Origin of the sequence: Okeania sp. SIO1H4 (assembly GCF_010672695.1) — a bacterium.
Classification (GTDB): Bacteria; Cyanobacteriota; Cyanobacteriia; order Cyanobacteriales; family Microcoleaceae; genus Okeania; species Okeania hirsuta.
Genome location: NZ_JAAHGB010000006.1, coordinates 67,118 through 83,061, shown reverse-complemented (window position 1 = coordinate 83,061; position 15,944 = coordinate 67,118). Strand labels below are relative to the sequence as shown.

Sequence of the window (15,944 nt, the reverse complement as noted above, 5' to 3'; positions counted from 1 at the left end):
ATTTATCTTGATTTTTTGACACAAAAATTAATGTTGTTTTTTAATTTTTATCAATCATTCTTTTTAGTGAGTTACAAAAATCAGTTTAAATTCAGCTATTTTTCAAACTAATCAATCTCCTTAATAATTCATATTCTAACAAAAAAAGCACAAATATATCAAAGTAATATTGATTTTTCATCGAGAAAAAAAACTTTTGAATGATTATATTTTTTGAAGAATATAGTGTATAATTACTATCAAAATTATGCACATGATTGAAAGTATATAAGTAGCTGATATAAAGCCTTTTTATGTTACTTACAAAATATTCTGGGAAAAGGCAATAGAAGCTAATAATTCAAAATTGCTATCTGAAATCTATTTTCAGATAGAGGGAGCAAAACTTATTGTTTAATCTAACTTTTAGTTTCTAGAAATTTAGATAAATAACTATAGATTTAATACACTTTATTTTACTATTTCTCAATTCTGGAGAAATAGACTTAGATCCTCTCTTTATTCTTGACAACCTTGATTTAGGTAAAACTTGTAAATTAACTACAGATACTGATGATACTGATGATTTAAAGAGTAAGTTTGCAGATAATTACTGAATACATATTCTCCTATAGCTAAAAACAAAGTATTTTTCGATCAGTAATTATCCAAGCATGATATAAAAACAAATAATTGAGAAATTTTAGACTTTCAAAAGTAATTAGATATGTAGGTTTGAATTCTAAATATAACTGCAGTATAGTATAGATTGTCATGACCACAGTTAAAGATATTAGTGAACAAGGACTTTTAAAGGTATTACACCGTTTTTGCCCCACAGAAGTTGTTGGGGATGATGCTGCTATTGTGCCAATTCAACCCCACAAATCATTAGTAGTTACAACAGATACACTCGTTGATGGAGTACATTTTAGCGATCGCACCACTTCCCCTGAAGATGTCGGTTGGCGTAGCGCTGCTGCCAACTTATCCGACCTCGCAGCAATGGGTGCATTCCCTATTGGTATTACGATCGCACTCGGTCTCACTGGCGATACTCCCGTTACTTGGGTTGAAAAACTTTACCAAGGAATTTCTGAATGTCTACAACCATATAATACTCCTATAGTCGGTGGAGATATTGTGCGATCGCCTATCCGTACTATCTCAATTACTGCTTTCGGACAAATTGAACCTTCACAGACTATTCTTCGTTCAAATTGCCAACCCCAAAATGCGATCGTTGTTACTGGAGTACATGGAGCATCAAAAGCAGGGTTAGAATTATTACTGCATCCAGAACTAGGTGAATTTCTCACAGAAGCAGAACGTTCTTCCCTAATTTTAGATCATCAACGTCCTCGACCAAGGCTCGATCTTTTAACAAATTTATGGAATTGCTTATCTTTAAATAGTTCTAATAGTGTAGAGAAGAACCAAAACTCGGTCTTAGTAGGAGGAATGGACAGTAGTGATGGGCTAGCAGATGCGATCGTTCAGATGTGTCAAGCATCTCAGGTCGGAGCTAAGATCGATCGCAATCAAATTCCCATTCCTTCTTCTTTAACTAAACTTGTCTCACCCGAACAAGCATTAAAGTGGGCACTCTATGGAGGAGAAGATTTCGAGCTAGTATTATGCTTACCTCCAATTTGTGGCCAAGAATTAGTCAAAAAAATTGGAGTCGGTGCAGCCATAGTAGGTACAACCACAGACGACACCGACATCTTATTAATAGATAGCCAAGGAATTTACCCAAACGAGCAACTTACACTTAGCCAAGCATTTCAACATTTTTGAAAAAATTATTTATCTTGGGTTTTTAATTCAATTGCCAGAGAGTGAAAACTCAGACACACTAAGCAGGCCACTTCTGTGCGACAACTTCAGCCAAGTCTACAACACGCTGACTATAACCCCATTCATTATCATACCAAGCAATAACTTTCACCATATCGCCATCCATAACCATTGTCAGACTAGCATCTACAATAGAAGATGAATCATGACCACGAAAATCACAAGAAACCAAAGGCAAATCGCAGTATTCAATGATACCCTTCATTGGTCCATTAGCAGCTTCTTGTATAACTTCGTTAACTTGTTCAGTAAAAGTATTTTTCTCAACTTGAGCTACAAGGTCTACTACAGAAACGTTAGGAGTAGGTACCCGCATAGCAATACCATTTAACTTACCTTTCATTTCTGGAATTACCAGAGCCACTGCTTTAGCTGCACCTGTAGAAGTTGGCACAATATTTACAGCCGCTGCTCTAGCCCGCCGTACATCTCTGTGACTAGCATCCAAAATACGTTGGTCGCCAGTGTAACTATGAGTTGTGGTCATTGTACCTTTAATAATGCCAAAATTGTCATTTATCACTTTGACCACTGGAGCTAGACAGTTGGTTGTACAACTAGCATTGCTGACAATATCATAATCATCATGCTCATAATCTTGATGGTTAACACCTACCACGAAAGTACCAACTTTTCCACCCTTACCAGGAGCAGTAATTAAAACCTTTTTTGCTCCAGCTTGTAAATGCTTTGAGGCTCCTTCCTCAGTCACAAATACACCTGTAGCCTCTATAATTAGATCGATATTCCAGTCTGCCCATGGTAAATTTAAAGGATTACGGTCAGATACACACTTAATTGTTTTACCATTAACTGTGATGGAATTTTCATCCGTACTAATATCCACACCCTTTAATGTGCCCAACATTGAATCGTACTTTAGTAGATGAGCATTGGTTTTGGGGTCGGAAGTATCATTGATAGCAATAACATCAAGTTGGCTATCTGTACGAGTGAGCCAGCAACGTAAAAAATTTCGTCCAATCCGTCCAAAACCATTTATAGCAACTCTAATCACTTTTTACCTCCTAACAACAGCAATAATCATGTATAATTAAAGTTTTTGACAGTTTTAAATACTGAATTAATCCAGTTTCAGTGTTAACTAGCTATCAGCGCTTCAGCATTTTCCGTACCGGAATGCTCCGCAAACAGCTATCAGCTTTTTGACCTTGGGTTTATACTCCGGCAAATAATGCGCCGGATGGTTGAGTCGGGGTTGAAATCCTCGACTAGGGCATAAAAAAAACTCCTAATGCTGACTGCTGACTGCTGACTGCTGACTGCTGACTGCTATTTAATTGAGCCAAGCCCCGTGCTGCCCCACTGGGTGCTTTTTGGTAGTTCCAGATATTGATTTCAGGCTTAAACTCTACCTTACCTTCATCTCAGATCCCTAACTTTTTCAGAAGTGATATGAATTTTAGATAAGGAGAGCTTAAAAGAAAATTAATCTTGACCATTATCATACAGCAAAATGGTAATTTGGTAATTTTTTTGTAGGTTAATTACGATCCCTGCCATTAATCGAGTTAGCTATGGCATTAAATTTAAGTTTTTGTTCACAGCTTGTTGTATAAAGGAACCTATGTGGATGGGGTATAGAACTTGTGAGGATTTTTTGTCAAAAGTCAAAATTATAAAAGTCAAAAGTCTACATTGAAGTAGAAAAATTTTTCTGCTCCACTAATCAATCCTGGGACAGTTTAAGTAGTAAGAAGATATAGAAGCGAATAAAAAACTTTTGTTAAATAGTTTTATAGTAAGTTATTCATAACAAATTTTGTTTGCTCAATTTAAGTAAGTCAGAATTAGCAACCCATTAGTTATTGGACAACAAGTTACTGACTAACAACTAATGCTTGAATAGCAATCTAAACTGTGAATGATAATTCATAATTGATTTTGTCTAGTTAGGTTCTATAAATACTTATTCTTTTGTAAAAAATCCTGATAATTTATCCTTGATTAATTTTTCGAGGTATATCCGGAAAAAGACTGGCCAGTGGGTAAAGATTTGATAGAAAACAAACTCATTGCAAGTAATAGAGCTGATTAACTAAACTAACCAGTATTTTTGGTAAATTACTGCTAGACTCTATCTAAAAAAAAAAAATCCTGGTATGATATCGCGTGTTATGGGCACAGTGTGGTGTATAAGGAGTAATTAATGTCTATATATGTAGATTTCAGTGGTAGGCCGTTTCATTTTATTGGTATTGGAGGCATCGGAATGTCAGCTTTGGCTTACATTTTAGCCAAACGCAATTTACCAACTTATGGATCGGATCTAAAATCAAGCCATATAACAAAGCGTTTGCAAGCAATAGGAACCCATATATTTTGGGATCAAGATGCTAAAAATTTAGAACTATTTCAACAAATTTCTCAAGAGAAAAATTTATCTCCGTCAAACGACTTAAACTTAAATTTACCTCCCATCGATCTCCGTCTAAATGCAGAAGCATTAAAGAGGGAAAAGCGCAATGGTAGAATGGAGGATAACCAAGAAATTTCGGAGCTGCCACAAGTAATTTGTTCAACAGCAATTAATCAAACTAACTCTGAGTATAAAGCTGCAATTTCACTAGGATGTCCCATTTTACATCGCTCGGATCTATTAGCAGCTCTAATTCAAGAATATCAAAGCATCGCTGTAGCAGGAACTCATGGCAAAACTACAACTAGCAGTCTCATCGGATTTATGCTTCTAGAAACTGGTTTAGACCCCACTATTGTTATTGGTGGAGAAGTAGATGCTTGGGAAGGTAATGCTCGTTTAGGTAACAGTCCTTATCTAGTCGCAGAAGCAGATGAATCAGATGGCTCTCTGATTAAATTATCTGCACACATTGGTGTAGTAACAAATATCGAATTAGACCATCCAGATCATTATGAAAGTTTAGATCAGGTGGTTGAGACTTTTAAAGTATTTAAAGAAAATTGTCAAACTTTGGTAGGTTGTATAGACTGTTCTACAGTGAAAAACTTCCTCCAGCCAACTATTAGCTATAGCCTTGACTCAGATAGTAATGCAGATTATACAGTCGATTGTGTAGATTATCAATCTCATGTTACCTTAGCTCGTGTTTGGGAGCGGGGCCAAATTCTGGGAGAGTTACAGTTGGGGTTATTGGGTAAACATAACTTAAGTAATGCTTTAGCTGCTGTAGCAGTAGGCAGGTTACTAGGTTTAGAATTTCCTGCTATTGCTATGGCGATCGCTAAATTTGAAGGCGCTCATCGTCGATTTGAAAATCGCGGAGAGTGCAATGGTATTGTATTTATTGATGACTATGCTCATCATCCTAGTGAAGTTAGCGCAACTTTAGCTGCAGCTCGCTTACGAAAAAACAGTCAAAAAGTGACTACAAAATCTCACATATCTACAACAAGTTTATCTTTGACAAAACAAAATAACTCATCGCCGATCCAAAGAGTTGTTGCTATATTCCAACCTCATCGTCATAGTCGTACTCAAGCTTTTGTTTCAGAGTTTGCTAAATCATTTAATGATGCTGATATGGTAATTGTTACTGATATCTACAGTGCAGGAGAATCGCCATTGGGTAAAATTACTGGCCAACAAGTAGCGGAAGCAATTTCTGGTTATCATCAACAGGTTTATTATCAACCATCTTTAGAATCAGTAAGTAAATTTTTAAATGAAGTCTTAAGACCAGGAGATTTGGCAATATTTCTCGGTGCTGGCAACCTCAATAAAATTATTCCAGAGGTTATGGCATATTATCAAAAACCTCACTATCAGGTTGTATCTATTGAAACAGCTTATATAGAGGAACATTCAGTTGAGTTAGCTAACTCTTAAACAATATCTTTAAAATTACGATAATTCAAGTATTAGTTATGACAATGACTCTCCCTTATAACATAGCTAGTTCAGCTCAAAAGCCACAATATAAACCTATTCCACTACTGGGAACAGATTGTGTAATTAGGTCTAATGTTCCTTTAGCTCCTCTGACTTCTTTCCGAGTTGGAGGACCTGCTGAATGGTATGTCACACCAAAAAAATTAGATCAATTACAAGCAAGTTTTCAGTTTGCTCACTCTGAAGGACTACCAATTACTTTGCTAGGAGGAGGTTCCAATATGTTAGTGAGTGATAGTGGTTTACCAGGATTAGTTATTAGTAGTCGTAACCTCCGTTACATTAACTTTGAACAGGAAACAGGTCTTCTCACTGTAGGTGCTGGTGAATCATTACCACGCATTGCTTGGAAGGCAGCTAGAATGGGTTGGCAAGGTTTGGAGTGGGTTGTCGGTATCCCTGGTACTGTTGGTGGTGCTGTGGTAATGAATGCTGGGGCACAAGGAAAATGTATAGCTGATATATTAGTTAATGCCCATGTTATGTTGCCTGATGGTCGGATAGAAATTCTGTCTCCTCAAGATTTGGAATACAGCTATCGCCATTCTAGGCTACAAGGTAAGTCTATTTTGGTGGCTAAAGCTACTTTTCAGTTACAACCAGGGGAAAATCCTGCTTTAGTGACAGCTATCACTTCTGAAAATTTTAACAAGCGTAAGACTAGCCAACCTTATCATTTACCTAGTTGTGGTAGTGTTTTTCGCAATCCTGGGCCACAAGCTGCTGGTTGGTTAATTGAACAAACTGGTCTTAAGGGTTATCAAATAGGTATGGCCCAGGTAGCTCACCGTCATGCAAACTTTATTCTTAATTGTGGGGGAGCTACAGCTAACGATATTTTCCAATTGATATATCATGTTCAAGAACAGGTGGAAAAGCAATGGTCTTTTTTATTAAAACCAGAGGTAAAAATGATCGGAGATTTTTCAGGAGCACTAACTTTCTAATGTCAGTATACTAAACGGGTGCTTCTTGCTAGTTAAACAATCTAGTCAAGTACAAATTAGGTACACAAAATGGATAAAGTAACTAGGGGCAGCAACTTTCTAATACCAGTATACTAAACTTGTGCTTCTTGCTAGTTAAACAGTCTAGTTAAGTACAAATTAGGTACATAAAATGGATAAATCAACTTTAGATACAGAGTTTTTCTGTTAATTATTCAGATTTATAACTACAAGTAAATTACTATCAGGTTTCTATTAGTAATAGTCACTAAAATTGGCATAGTTTTCAGATTCCCCACCTTCTGAATTAATTACTATATTTTAGGCATTCTATGGTCTACAAACAGCTTTTAACTAATATTATTGCCAATTTATGGTATTGGGAAATCTTGAATAAATTAGGTCTGGAAATAGCAGGTTCGTCAAATTATTAATTTAATTAGGTACTAAAAATATATTGCAGTGTTATGATTTTTATGTAAAGATGCCATGATATTATATATTAAGGTAGGTGCGCATTTTTATCCGCTCCTACTAAAGCACAAAATCTAACTAGATTCTGTATAAATATATTGAGAATCTAGAAGAATTAAAATATGTGCTGCATAAATTATTAGAGACCTAATAATTTAATGGCAACAAACAAATAACAAATAAGACTTACCATAGAAGAGTAATAATTATGTCACAATCAGGAAAAGGCTTTAACTTCGGGTTAGGTAAAATGAAAGAACTAACAGAGGCTTTTAAAAAAGCTCAACAGGTTCAAGAAGGAGCTAAACAACTTCAAGAAGATCTCGATAAATTAGAGGTTGAAGGGGTAGCAGGTGGTGGTTTAGTCAAGGTTTTTTTGAGTGGAAACCAAGAACCACGGCGAGTAGAAATTTCACCTGATGCACTAGGAGAAGGGGCAGAAGTAATTTCTGAATTGGTGACAGTAGCAATGCAAGACGCTTATAGTAAGTCTACTGCTACTATGCGCGAGCGCATGGAAGATTTGACAGGTGGTTTAAATATACCTGGACTTTCATAAAGTCAGAAGTCAGAAGTCAGAAGTCAGAAATCAGAAGTTGTTTTTGTAACGGGTATTTGAGCAAGCCTACAAAAACATTTTGCCTTAAAAGGCGGGGTTACGCGACCCAATTATTTTGATAATTTAAGTCTTAATAGCTAGGGCAGGTTTAAGTTAAGAACCAATGTATCGTAGACTAATAACTAACCTGTATCCTAGTCTTAATCATATTTATAAAATTGTCATTTCAGTTAGTCTCCTCCGGAGGAACTTCGGACTTCAGTATCTCTAGCTGTTTGCGCAGCATTCCGTAGGAAAACCTTATTTAAAACATAAGGAATATTCTCTTTCTCTTGGTCGATTGGATATGGCGTTAGCGGAGCGGCTCTGCAAGAGCGGGTCTCCTCCCCATGCCACCCTTCGGGAAGCTGCGCTAACGACCGCTTTTTATACTCTTAAAAAGGGAGGCTTGAAACAAAATTTTTTCTTTCAGAAGACTACTGCTAAAGTAATTATTTCAATCATTTAGATGAATTTTTATGATTAATTAATGAGGCTTGATATTAGCGATAAAAAACTTTCTTATCCTCTTCCTTCTTCCTTCTTGCTTTTTCCTTTTTCCTTCTTCAAGATTACCTATTTTTGATTAATTTATGGAATATAAATTATTATTTGTTTGTCTTGGTAATATCTGCCGTTCTCCATCAGCAGAAAATATTATGAATCATCTGATAGAAAAAGCTAATTTGAGCGGTCGTATAGTTTGTGATTCTGCTGGTACAGGAGGCTATCATATAGGTAGTCCACCTGATTCTAGGATGACTTATGCAGCTAAGATGCGAGGAATTACCCTTAAAGGTGCAGCTCGTAAATTTCAAGTAGAAGATTTTGATAATTTTGACTTAATCTTAACAATGGATAAGGATAATTATCGGGATGTACTGCGCTTAGATACTGCTGGTAAGTATCAGGATAAAGTCAAATTAATGTGTGGCTTTTGTAGGTATTTTGATGTGCAGGAAGTTCCCGATCCCTATTATGGTGGTCAGGATGGATTTGACCATGTGATTGAAATACTTTTAGATGCTTGTGAGGGACTTTTAGAGTATATTATTAATCAAAAAAAATAGCGGTCTATGAATGCTGAATTAGTCTAAATTTTTGGCAAAAAATCAACTCAAACTAACTAAATTTAAAATTAATTATTGATCTGCTGATTAAATCTAAAAGCATTTATATATAAAGGTTTTAGCTGTTTTAGGTTGAAAAAAATGCCTGGAAATCAGCTCTTCATACTCATGCATGGAGGGTATTTTAGGCGCATAGTTGGGCATAAAAATCATTCTTACAATTCTTACTTCTACCTCCTCTTAATTACCATTTTTCCTGTCTCCTGTCTCCTACTTCTACTGAAATACTTTTTCAGCAAACCCTAATTAGTCAAGTAATTTTCCATAGTAAAACGAACTAATTCAGCTCGATTATTAGTATTGGTTTTTCTAAATAAACTGCTGACATATTTTTCAATAGTTCTATGGCTTAAATGTAGGCGGTCGCCAATCTGAACATTAGAAAGACCATTAACTAAAAGACTCAAAACTTGTTGTTCTCGCTCAGTCAAACTAATCTTAGAATTGGCAATAACTGACTGAGATACTGCTTCTGAATAATGTGATTTAGATAGCTTTTCTGTCTGAGAATATTGGTTAAATATGGGTGAAATTTGGGCAATAAGAGCAGACCGCTCCAACAAAGACCGAACTATTGCTCCTAACTCTGGTAATTCAAAAGGTTTTGGTAAGTAAATATCACACCCCAAATTATAGCCTTTTACTCGTTCTTCTGTACTTGTATGGGCAGTTAAAAAAATCACAGGCAATAAACGAAAAATGGGACGCGATCGAACTTGTCGTACCAGGTCATAACCATTTATTTCTGGCATAGCAATATCAGTAATCATCAGGTGTGGCCGAGATTTCTCTAATAAATCCAAAGCTTGTTGACCATTTTCAGCTTTGACTACCGAGTAACCAGAAATCTCTATGTAATCACCAACACATAAACGAGTTCCCAAATCATCATCAACTACGAGAATTGTTAAGGGCATTGTTTAATGGGAATAGGGAAGTAAATTAACATTGGGAGTAGGGAAATACCTAGACTATTAGTAACTAAATTTTTATGCTTGTGAAGTTATCTCCTAGTGACATTCTCATGGTGCTGAACCTGGATGTACGCGTAGACTTCCCAAGATTATAATTATGTGGGTTGCTGTCCAACGCAACTTATTATCTTAGGTCAGAAAGCACCCACAAACTTACTTTACAGGCTATTTCCGGGCCCCATAGTCCTTGAGTTACTATATTCTCTGGTCCATGAGTAAAAACTATATCTGTTGCTGCACAATCTGGATGAGTCCAATAACCAACCCGAATGCTCTAGGCCAAATTAATACCTATAATACTTAATACTACTGATAGCTTACAGCTAAATTAACTGGTTGCCCAAGATTTCCATGAAAAACAATATTCTGTTGGTTAGCTGCCAAATGGCGCAAAATCTTATAGATGATTTCTATTTTGTCATCAGCACCTACTTTTTGGGCAATTTCTTCTAAAGATAGGGGAGAAACCTCTTGCTTGAGGACATTTACTACCTGTTGTTGTAACTCTAGCACTGTGGCCGCAGCTTTTTTACCTGCTTCTACTCCTGGTTGGTGATAGGCATTAATATTAACTAGAGAGCCATAAAAACTAACAGCTCTCTCATAAAGAGCAATTAAGGCCCCTACATTTTTAGGATTAACTTTGGGTATTGTAACTGTAATAGAATCTCGCTGATTTTCATAAAGTGCTTGTCTAGTACCTTGTAGAAAACCAGATAAGTAGTCACCAGAAGTTACTCCAGGTTCTACTTCGGGAGAAATACCTTGACGGTCTTCTAGAACTTCGATAAAGGTAAGAAAGAAATTAGGTACACCATCACGCAACTGTTGTACATAAGCGTGTTGGTCTGTGGAACCTTTATTACCATAAACTGCAATACCTTGGTTGACTATATTACCATCTAGGTCTTTTTCTTTGCCTAAAGATTCCATGACCAACTGCTGTAAATAACGGCTGAACATTAGCAGACTGTCTTTGTAGGGGAGAACTACCATATCTTTTTCCCCTCGTCCGTTACCTACGGCATACCAACTCAAAGCTAATAAAGCGGAGGGGTTGCCTTTAATATCATGTTTGCGAGTGGCTATGTCCATTTCTTTTGCCCCGTCTAGCATGGCCTGGATATCAATTCCTTGCAATGCTGCTGGTAGTAAACCAACGGAGGATAATTCAGAAGTACGTCCCCCTACCCAGTCTGCCATGGGGGTAATATTTAGCCATCCTTCAGATTTGGCAATTTTACCTAGTTTACTATCGGGGGTGGTAGTTGCGACGGCGTGGGGAGCAAAGTCTAGATTTTGAGCATCATAAGCTGCTTTGACTTCCATCATACCGTTGCGAGGTTCTGGCGTACCCCCTGACTTGGAGATGACTATGACTAGGGTACTTTTGAGGCGGTCTTTGAGTTTGTAGAGTACGCGGTCGATACCTGCAGGATCGGTATTGTCGATGAAATGTATTTGCATTGGTGGGTCATTTGGACTAAGGGCTTCGGCCACAAATTGAGGACCGAGAGCTGAACCACCGATACCAATGGACAGAATATCTGTAAATTTGGGGGCATTGGGAGGTTTGATTTCTCCACTATGGACTTTCTTGGCAAAAGTCTCTATCTGTTCGATAGTTTGGACAATTTCTTGTTTGATTTCGGGGGTGGGCGCAAGTTCTGGGGATCTCAGCCAGTAGTGGCCAACCATCCGGTTTTCGTCTGGGTTGGCGATCGCACCTTTTTCTAATTGCTCTATATCTTGGAAAGCTTTTTCAAATTTTGGCTTGATTGTTTCTAGAAAAGAATCGTCAAATTTAATGCGACTTATATCAACATAAAATTTTAATCCTTCATGGTAATAAAGCCAGTTAATATAGCGTTGCCAGAGTGCTTTTGAGTCCATAAAAATTACTGTATTTTTTGTTTTTTTTAGTCTGGTATCTATAGTTTAGAATATTAAATTTGTGGCTTTGGTAAAATACGGATAAATTTAAGAATTTGACCTGTTACTTCTATACCAATCAGGTATTTGTCCACAGTAAATCTGTAGAAAATAGCACTGGTTCCAAGTTGTCTTAATTCTGGTAGTTCTTGTAAGTAATTTATTTGACTGAATTTGAGAAAAACAAAATCATATATTTTTTTGTAGGCAGCAGTTTCTAAAGTTTTTAGGTCTTGGACAAAAGACCGAGCATAACGCACTTCTAGGTTCACAATAATATGGTTTTTTCTATATCTTAATTTATTATTATTGGTTATTTTTAGTTTGACTATCTTCTCGGTCAAAATACAATATTTGTATGGCTTCTTCTTTGGTTAATATATCTCCTGGTTTATGAGTTGTTTTAGATTGTTGAATAGCTTGTAGCATGAAGCTATCATAATAAAGTGTTTGTAAATATTCCCAACCTCTTTCTAGGTCTATATCAGACATTCTACTTATTAGAGAGTACAACTTACTTTTAAGAAAGTTAATTCTTTTTGAATTTACCATATATTTATCCTGATTTAATCCGGTTCAATTTTACTCAAAAATTGAGATTTTTCGGGGATGGAATAATTTTTTTTGGCTTTAGTTACTGAAGTTCCGTTGGAATCGTGGGTCAAAGTTATGTTTCTTTTTTTGATTACATTTACTACAGAGGGTTTGTAGGTTACTAATATCATTACTACCACCACTAGCTAGGGGGATAATATGGTCTATAGTAAGTTGTGTTTCTCTAGTAGTTTTACCACAACTTTTACAATGGTAGCGGTCGCGCTCGAATACATATTTTCTGACTGCTAAAGGAATGTTTATTCGGGGAGTTTTGCTCATAATTTATTTCTGATTAAATCTCTAATTTTTGTTAATTCAGTATGATTATATCACCAGTTAATAGTTTATTAAAATACTAACATTATCCCTGCCCTCGTTTGTGCAGCATGACAAACGGAAAGTCAGAAATAGGAAGTCACCAAGTCAGAAGTTTTTCCCCGTGATAATTTCGGTAATAATATCTCTATTTCTAGACGGATAAATAGGGTAACGCAACCCCCGCTATAAATTTTATTTTAGCGGTTGAAAATTAGTGGTAAGTAACAATCTCCCACTAATTTTAACTTCTGACTTTCGGTCTGAATGCTGCGCAAACACACTTCTGGTTCCTGACTTCTTGAATTTACTGTGGATATTCAGTTATAATAAATCTTTAAGCATAATGTTTTATTGATTGAATAATGCTAGCAAAAGATACTTACAAGAATACAGTTAAAATGCTTTAAATGCTTGAATTAAAGATGGGTTGACTATTCTAGTGCCGCTACGCGGAAGTCAAAAGTCAAAAGTCAAAAGTCAAAAGTATTGATTGGTAAGGCTTTTAGGATTTTTTAACTGGTCAGTTATTTCCGCCATCCTGCACTAGTCGCTTCTTATTTTCTACAATATTGAAGCTCCGGATGTCTTGACTGTGCTATTGGCAGATTTTTCTAGATAACTAAAACCTTATTCTTTCTTGAATTAGTTCATAAATCAGATGAAATTTGCAACCACTATAACAATTTTATTTGAATTTTGAAATATCCTAGACTTTTAGATAATAATACGAATTTTATAAATCTTAGCTACAAATAGCTAGTTTATTTCTTAGGAGTCAGGTAGGGAAGCTGTCGGATTAGCAACGTACAGAATGAATAGTTTCAATATCATTTATTAGGTCTTCAACAATTAATAATTAATAATTAATAATTAATAATTAACAATTACCTCTCTTTGAAAAGAAGAGGATTGACTAAAAGGAAAATTTTTTCTTTTCTCTTGGTCGATTGGATATGGCGAGGAGACCCGTTCTTACAGACCCGCTCCGAAGATCGCCATCCCACCCTTCGGGAAGCTCCGCTTTTTCCGTTTGTCATGCTCCGCAAACATGTCGCGCAGCGTTACCTGGACTTTTGTAAAAAAGTAAAATAGATTTAGCTCTATTCTATAATTAGAGCGAGTTATACCTGAGTCTACCCCCAGATTACCCCCAAGTCAGCTTGATGTTGAGCAAAATATTTCTTGATTCTGTTGTCACCAGCAAAAAAATTTGTAGGAAACACCACTCACAAATACTTCTAATGTCTCTGTAAAATTTGTCACAGCTTGGCGAGAATCACCCTTTCTCAAGCCTGCCATTAATTGTTGGTAAACAATGAAAGTATAGGCAACAAACACTCAGATCAAATGACGCATCATACTGGTTTGAGCTGTGAGTTGATCTTCTTTTCAACCCAACCATCCCTGAGCTTCCCGATCAAACTTTTCAATATAGTTTCTCTCACAAAAGGTTGTAAGTATCCATCCATTCTCCGGTCACACTTTTATATTGTTTATGTGTGATTAAATCATCAATTTCAGTCCCTTGAGATATATAACTATGATTGATGACGATCGCAATAGTTCTAGGACCAGTTAAACCTTTGGTTTCTACTTCTATGGTAGCTACCCAAACTGTTTTGGGTATATCTTGTTGTGATCGATCCTTCCAGCAAAATTATTTTCAGGTAAAGATATGCCTATTTCATCTCACCTTTTTTGTGATTGTNTGAGTCGATACAAGGACTTGGAGTTGGATTTAGACTTACTCTTACTCATATCTGCTGAGTGTAGTTTCGTGTACCATCTTGACTTCTTTATTTTTACCCTAAACATCATCTTTTGTGCAACAAAGCCAATGGAAATGTATAATTTTCAAATGCAGAAGGCGATCGCTAATAAAAGCAAATCTACTATGAGCGATCGTCTTTTTCCGTTATAAATAGGACTGATGCACGAAAACAAGAAACCGGGTTTATTGCCCTAATTGTTTTCAATCACTAAATTTTTTCGATAAACTCTGTTTCTGCCTAAGTCCCAAGAAATTCTCTTCCCTCCTGACTCCTATAAAAGTTTTCAAGCATTTATTTACCCTAAACCACAGCAGTTTCTAACATTTTAATTGTACCTCGATCGCTATCTATCTCCACCTCTACTCCTAATGGAACTGTAAATTTATCCCGAATATGACCGATCATTGTGCCATACCAAGCAGGAATTTCCAAAGGTCGAATATGATCTAACAAAACCTGCCATAAAGTTAACGTGGGAAAATCATCTTCCTCATCCAGACATCTAGTACATTGCGCAAAAACAAAACCCTCCAACTGCTGCAAAATGCCAGCTAAACTTAAATGAGTCAACATCCGGTCTACCCGATAAACATCCTCTCTTATCTCCTCCACAAACAAAATTTTCCCTCGCCAGTCTGGCAAAAAATTAGACCCCACCATCGCTGTTAACACAGACAAGTTCCCCCCCACCAGTTGCCCCCGTGCTTTTCCACCTGTAATAGTTTCCACAATATTCGTGGGAGGTTGCAAGGTCATCGCTTTTCCTTCAAACAGGATGCCTTTGAGATAACCAACAGAAAATTTATTCCAGGGAGATGTACCAAAGGGACCGTGAAATGTCACCAGACCACTGCGAGCATATATCGCCAATAACAGAGCAGTAATATCACTGTAACCAATGATAATTTTAGGATTTTTCCGAATTAAGTTATAGTCTAATAATGGCAAAATGCGACTACTACCCCAACCACCTGTGGTTGTTACCAATGCTTTGACCTCGTCATCCGCAAACATAGCATTAATATCCGCAGCGCGGTCTATATCTTTACCTGCTAAATATCCATATCTATCGAGAACGTGGGTGGCAACTTTTACTTTTAATTTTTGTTGCCCTAAAACCAAATTGACGTATTTGAGTTGATGTTTATCAATCATGGTGGCAGGACTAACTACTGCTACAGTGTCACCAATTTGAAGGCGGGGTGGTTTGAGGATAGGTTGGGGGGATATTGGTGAGGCAACCCGGAGCGATCGCTTATTTATCGCAGCGAGTTGAGTTGTCAATAAACCCAGACCTAGAAATTTTAAAAAGTAACGGCGATCGTTCATAAATATTGCAGCAGGAATAAAAAACATAATTTTCTTGATGATATTTTATAGTAAAAAGGAAAATTCATAGTTTGACAAAGGTATGAGAATTTGAAAATGTCTTAATCAAACCTTCAAATGCTATTTATTAGAGTTGTCGCTA

12 protein-coding genes are annotated in these 15,944 nt (G+C 36.5%); 5 read left to right on the top strand and 7 right to left on the bottom strand.

Annotation, left to right across the window (positions count from 1 at the left end):
• Positions 1-753 precede the first annotated feature (753 nt).
• Positions 754-1,779, top strand: a complete 1,026-nt coding sequence (gene thiL, locus F6K06_RS04680; RefSeq protein ID WP_124143568.1) for a thiamine-phosphate kinase — start codon at positions 754-756, stop codon at positions 1,777-1,779.
• Positions 1,780-1,837: 58 nt separating this feature from the next.
• On the opposite strand, the gene F6K06_RS04675 is transcribed toward thiL, so the two are convergent.
• Positions 1,838-2,857 carry a type I glyceraldehyde-3-phosphate dehydrogenase gene (locus F6K06_RS04675; protein ID WP_124143567.1) on the bottom strand — a complete coding sequence of 340 codons (1,020 nt, stop codon included), beginning with the start codon at positions 2,855-2,857 and terminating at the stop codon, positions 1,838-1,840.
• A 1,152-nt stretch (positions 2,858-4,009) separates the two neighbouring features.
• Here F6K06_RS04675 and murC point away from each other — a divergent pair.
• From murC to F6K06_RS04655, 4 genes are all read left to right on the top strand, one after another.
• The gene (gene murC, locus F6K06_RS04670; RefSeq protein ID WP_287243566.1) at positions 4,010-5,668 is read left to right on the top strand and encodes a UDP-N-acetylmuramate--L-alanine ligase; all 1,659 of its coding nucleotides are present in this window, start codon (positions 4,010-4,012) and stop codon (positions 5,666-5,668) included.
• A gap of 38 nt (positions 5,669-5,706) precedes the next feature.
• The gene (murB, locus tag F6K06_RS04665) at positions 5,707-6,678 is read left to right on the top strand and encodes a UDP-N-acetylmuramate dehydrogenase (protein WP_124143565.1); all 972 of its coding nucleotides are present in this window, start codon (positions 5,707-5,709) and stop codon (positions 6,676-6,678) included.
• A gap of 682 nt (positions 6,679-7,360) precedes the next feature.
• Entirely contained in the window at positions 7,361-7,711 is a 351-nt protein-coding gene (locus F6K06_RS04660) for a YbaB/EbfC family nucleoid-associated protein (protein WP_124143564.1), read from the top strand.
• A 632-nt stretch (positions 7,712-8,343) separates the two neighbouring features.
• Entirely contained in the window at positions 8,344-8,820 is a 477-nt protein-coding gene (locus F6K06_RS04655; RefSeq protein WP_124143563.1) for a low molecular weight protein-tyrosine-phosphatase, read from the top strand.
• A 302-nt stretch (positions 8,821-9,122) separates the two neighbouring features.
• On the opposite strand, the gene F6K06_RS04650 is transcribed toward F6K06_RS04655, so the two are convergent.
• The 6 genes from F6K06_RS04650 to F6K06_RS04625 all read right to left on the bottom strand — a co-directional run bounded on the left by F6K06_RS04650 (position 9,123) and on the right by F6K06_RS04625 (position 15,829).
• Positions 9,123-9,797, bottom strand: a complete 675-nt coding sequence (locus tag F6K06_RS04650) for a response regulator transcription factor (protein WP_287243567.1) — start codon at positions 9,795-9,797, stop codon at positions 9,123-9,125.
• 363 nt (positions 9,798-10,160) lie between these two features.
• Entirely contained in the window at positions 10,161-11,747 is a 1,587-nt protein-coding gene (locus tag F6K06_RS04645) for a glucose-6-phosphate isomerase (protein ID WP_124143561.1), read from the bottom strand.
• 53 nt (positions 11,748-11,800) lie between these two features.
• A complete protein-coding gene (locus F6K06_RS04640; RefSeq protein ID WP_124143560.1) occupies positions 11,801-12,058 on the bottom strand; it encodes a cytotoxic translational repressor of toxin-antitoxin stability system in 258 nt (85 codons plus the stop codon).
• A 34-nt stretch (positions 12,059-12,092) separates the two neighbouring features.
• A complete protein-coding gene (locus tag F6K06_RS04635; protein WP_240038792.1) occupies positions 12,093-12,338 on the bottom strand; it encodes a hypothetical protein in 246 nt (81 codons plus the stop codon).
• Positions 12,339-12,416: 78 nt separating this feature from the next.
• Positions 12,417-12,662, bottom strand: a complete 246-nt coding sequence (locus F6K06_RS04630; RefSeq protein WP_124143559.1) for an HNH endonuclease — start codon at positions 12,660-12,662, stop codon at positions 12,417-12,419.
• A 2,111-nt stretch (positions 12,663-14,773) separates the two neighbouring features.
• Positions 14,774-15,829 carry an LD-carboxypeptidase gene (locus tag F6K06_RS04625; RefSeq protein WP_240038880.1) on the bottom strand — a complete coding sequence of 352 codons (1,056 nt, stop codon included), beginning with the start codon at positions 15,827-15,829 and terminating at the stop codon, positions 14,774-14,776.
• Between the last annotated feature and the right edge of the window lie 115 nt (positions 15,830-15,944).

What these genes read in the sequence shown, in the direction of transcription:
- thiL (WP_124143568.1), top strand. Translation starts at nt 754, where the DNA reads ATGACCACAGTTAAAGATATTAGTGAACAAGGACTTTTAAAGGTATTA.
- murC (WP_287243566.1), top strand. Translation starts at nt 4,010, where the DNA reads ATGTCTATATATGTAGATTTCAGTGGTAGGCCGTTTCATTTTATTGGT.
- murB (WP_124143565.1), top strand. Translation starts at nt 5,707, where the DNA reads ATGACAATGACTCTCCCTTATAACATAGCTAGTTCAGCTCAAAAGCCA.
- F6K06_RS04660 (WP_124143564.1), top strand. Translation starts at nt 7,361, where the DNA reads ATGTCACAATCAGGAAAAGGCTTTAACTTCGGGTTAGGTAAAATGAAA.
- F6K06_RS04655 (WP_124143563.1), top strand. Translation starts at nt 8,344, where the DNA reads ATGGAATATAAATTATTATTTGTTTGTCTTGGTAATATCTGCCGTTCT.
- F6K06_RS04650 (WP_287243567.1), bottom strand. Translation starts at nt 9,797, where the DNA reads ATGCCCTTAACAATTCTCGTAGTTGATGATGATTTGGGAACTCGTTTA.
- F6K06_RS04645 (WP_124143561.1), bottom strand. Translation starts at nt 11,747, where the DNA reads ATGGACTCAAAAGCACTCTGGCAACGCTATATTAACTGGCTTTATTAC.
- F6K06_RS04635 (WP_240038792.1), bottom strand. Translation starts at nt 12,338, where the DNA reads ATGGTAAATTCAAAAAGAATTAACTTTCTTAAAAGTAAGTTGTACTCT.
- F6K06_RS04630 (WP_124143559.1), bottom strand. Translation starts at nt 12,662, where the DNA reads ATGAGCAAAACTCCCCGAATAAACATTCCTTTAGCAGTCAGAAAATAT.
- F6K06_RS04625 (WP_240038880.1), bottom strand. Translation starts at nt 15,829, where the DNA reads ATGTTTTTTATTCCTGCTGCAATATTTATGAACGATCGCCGTTACTTT.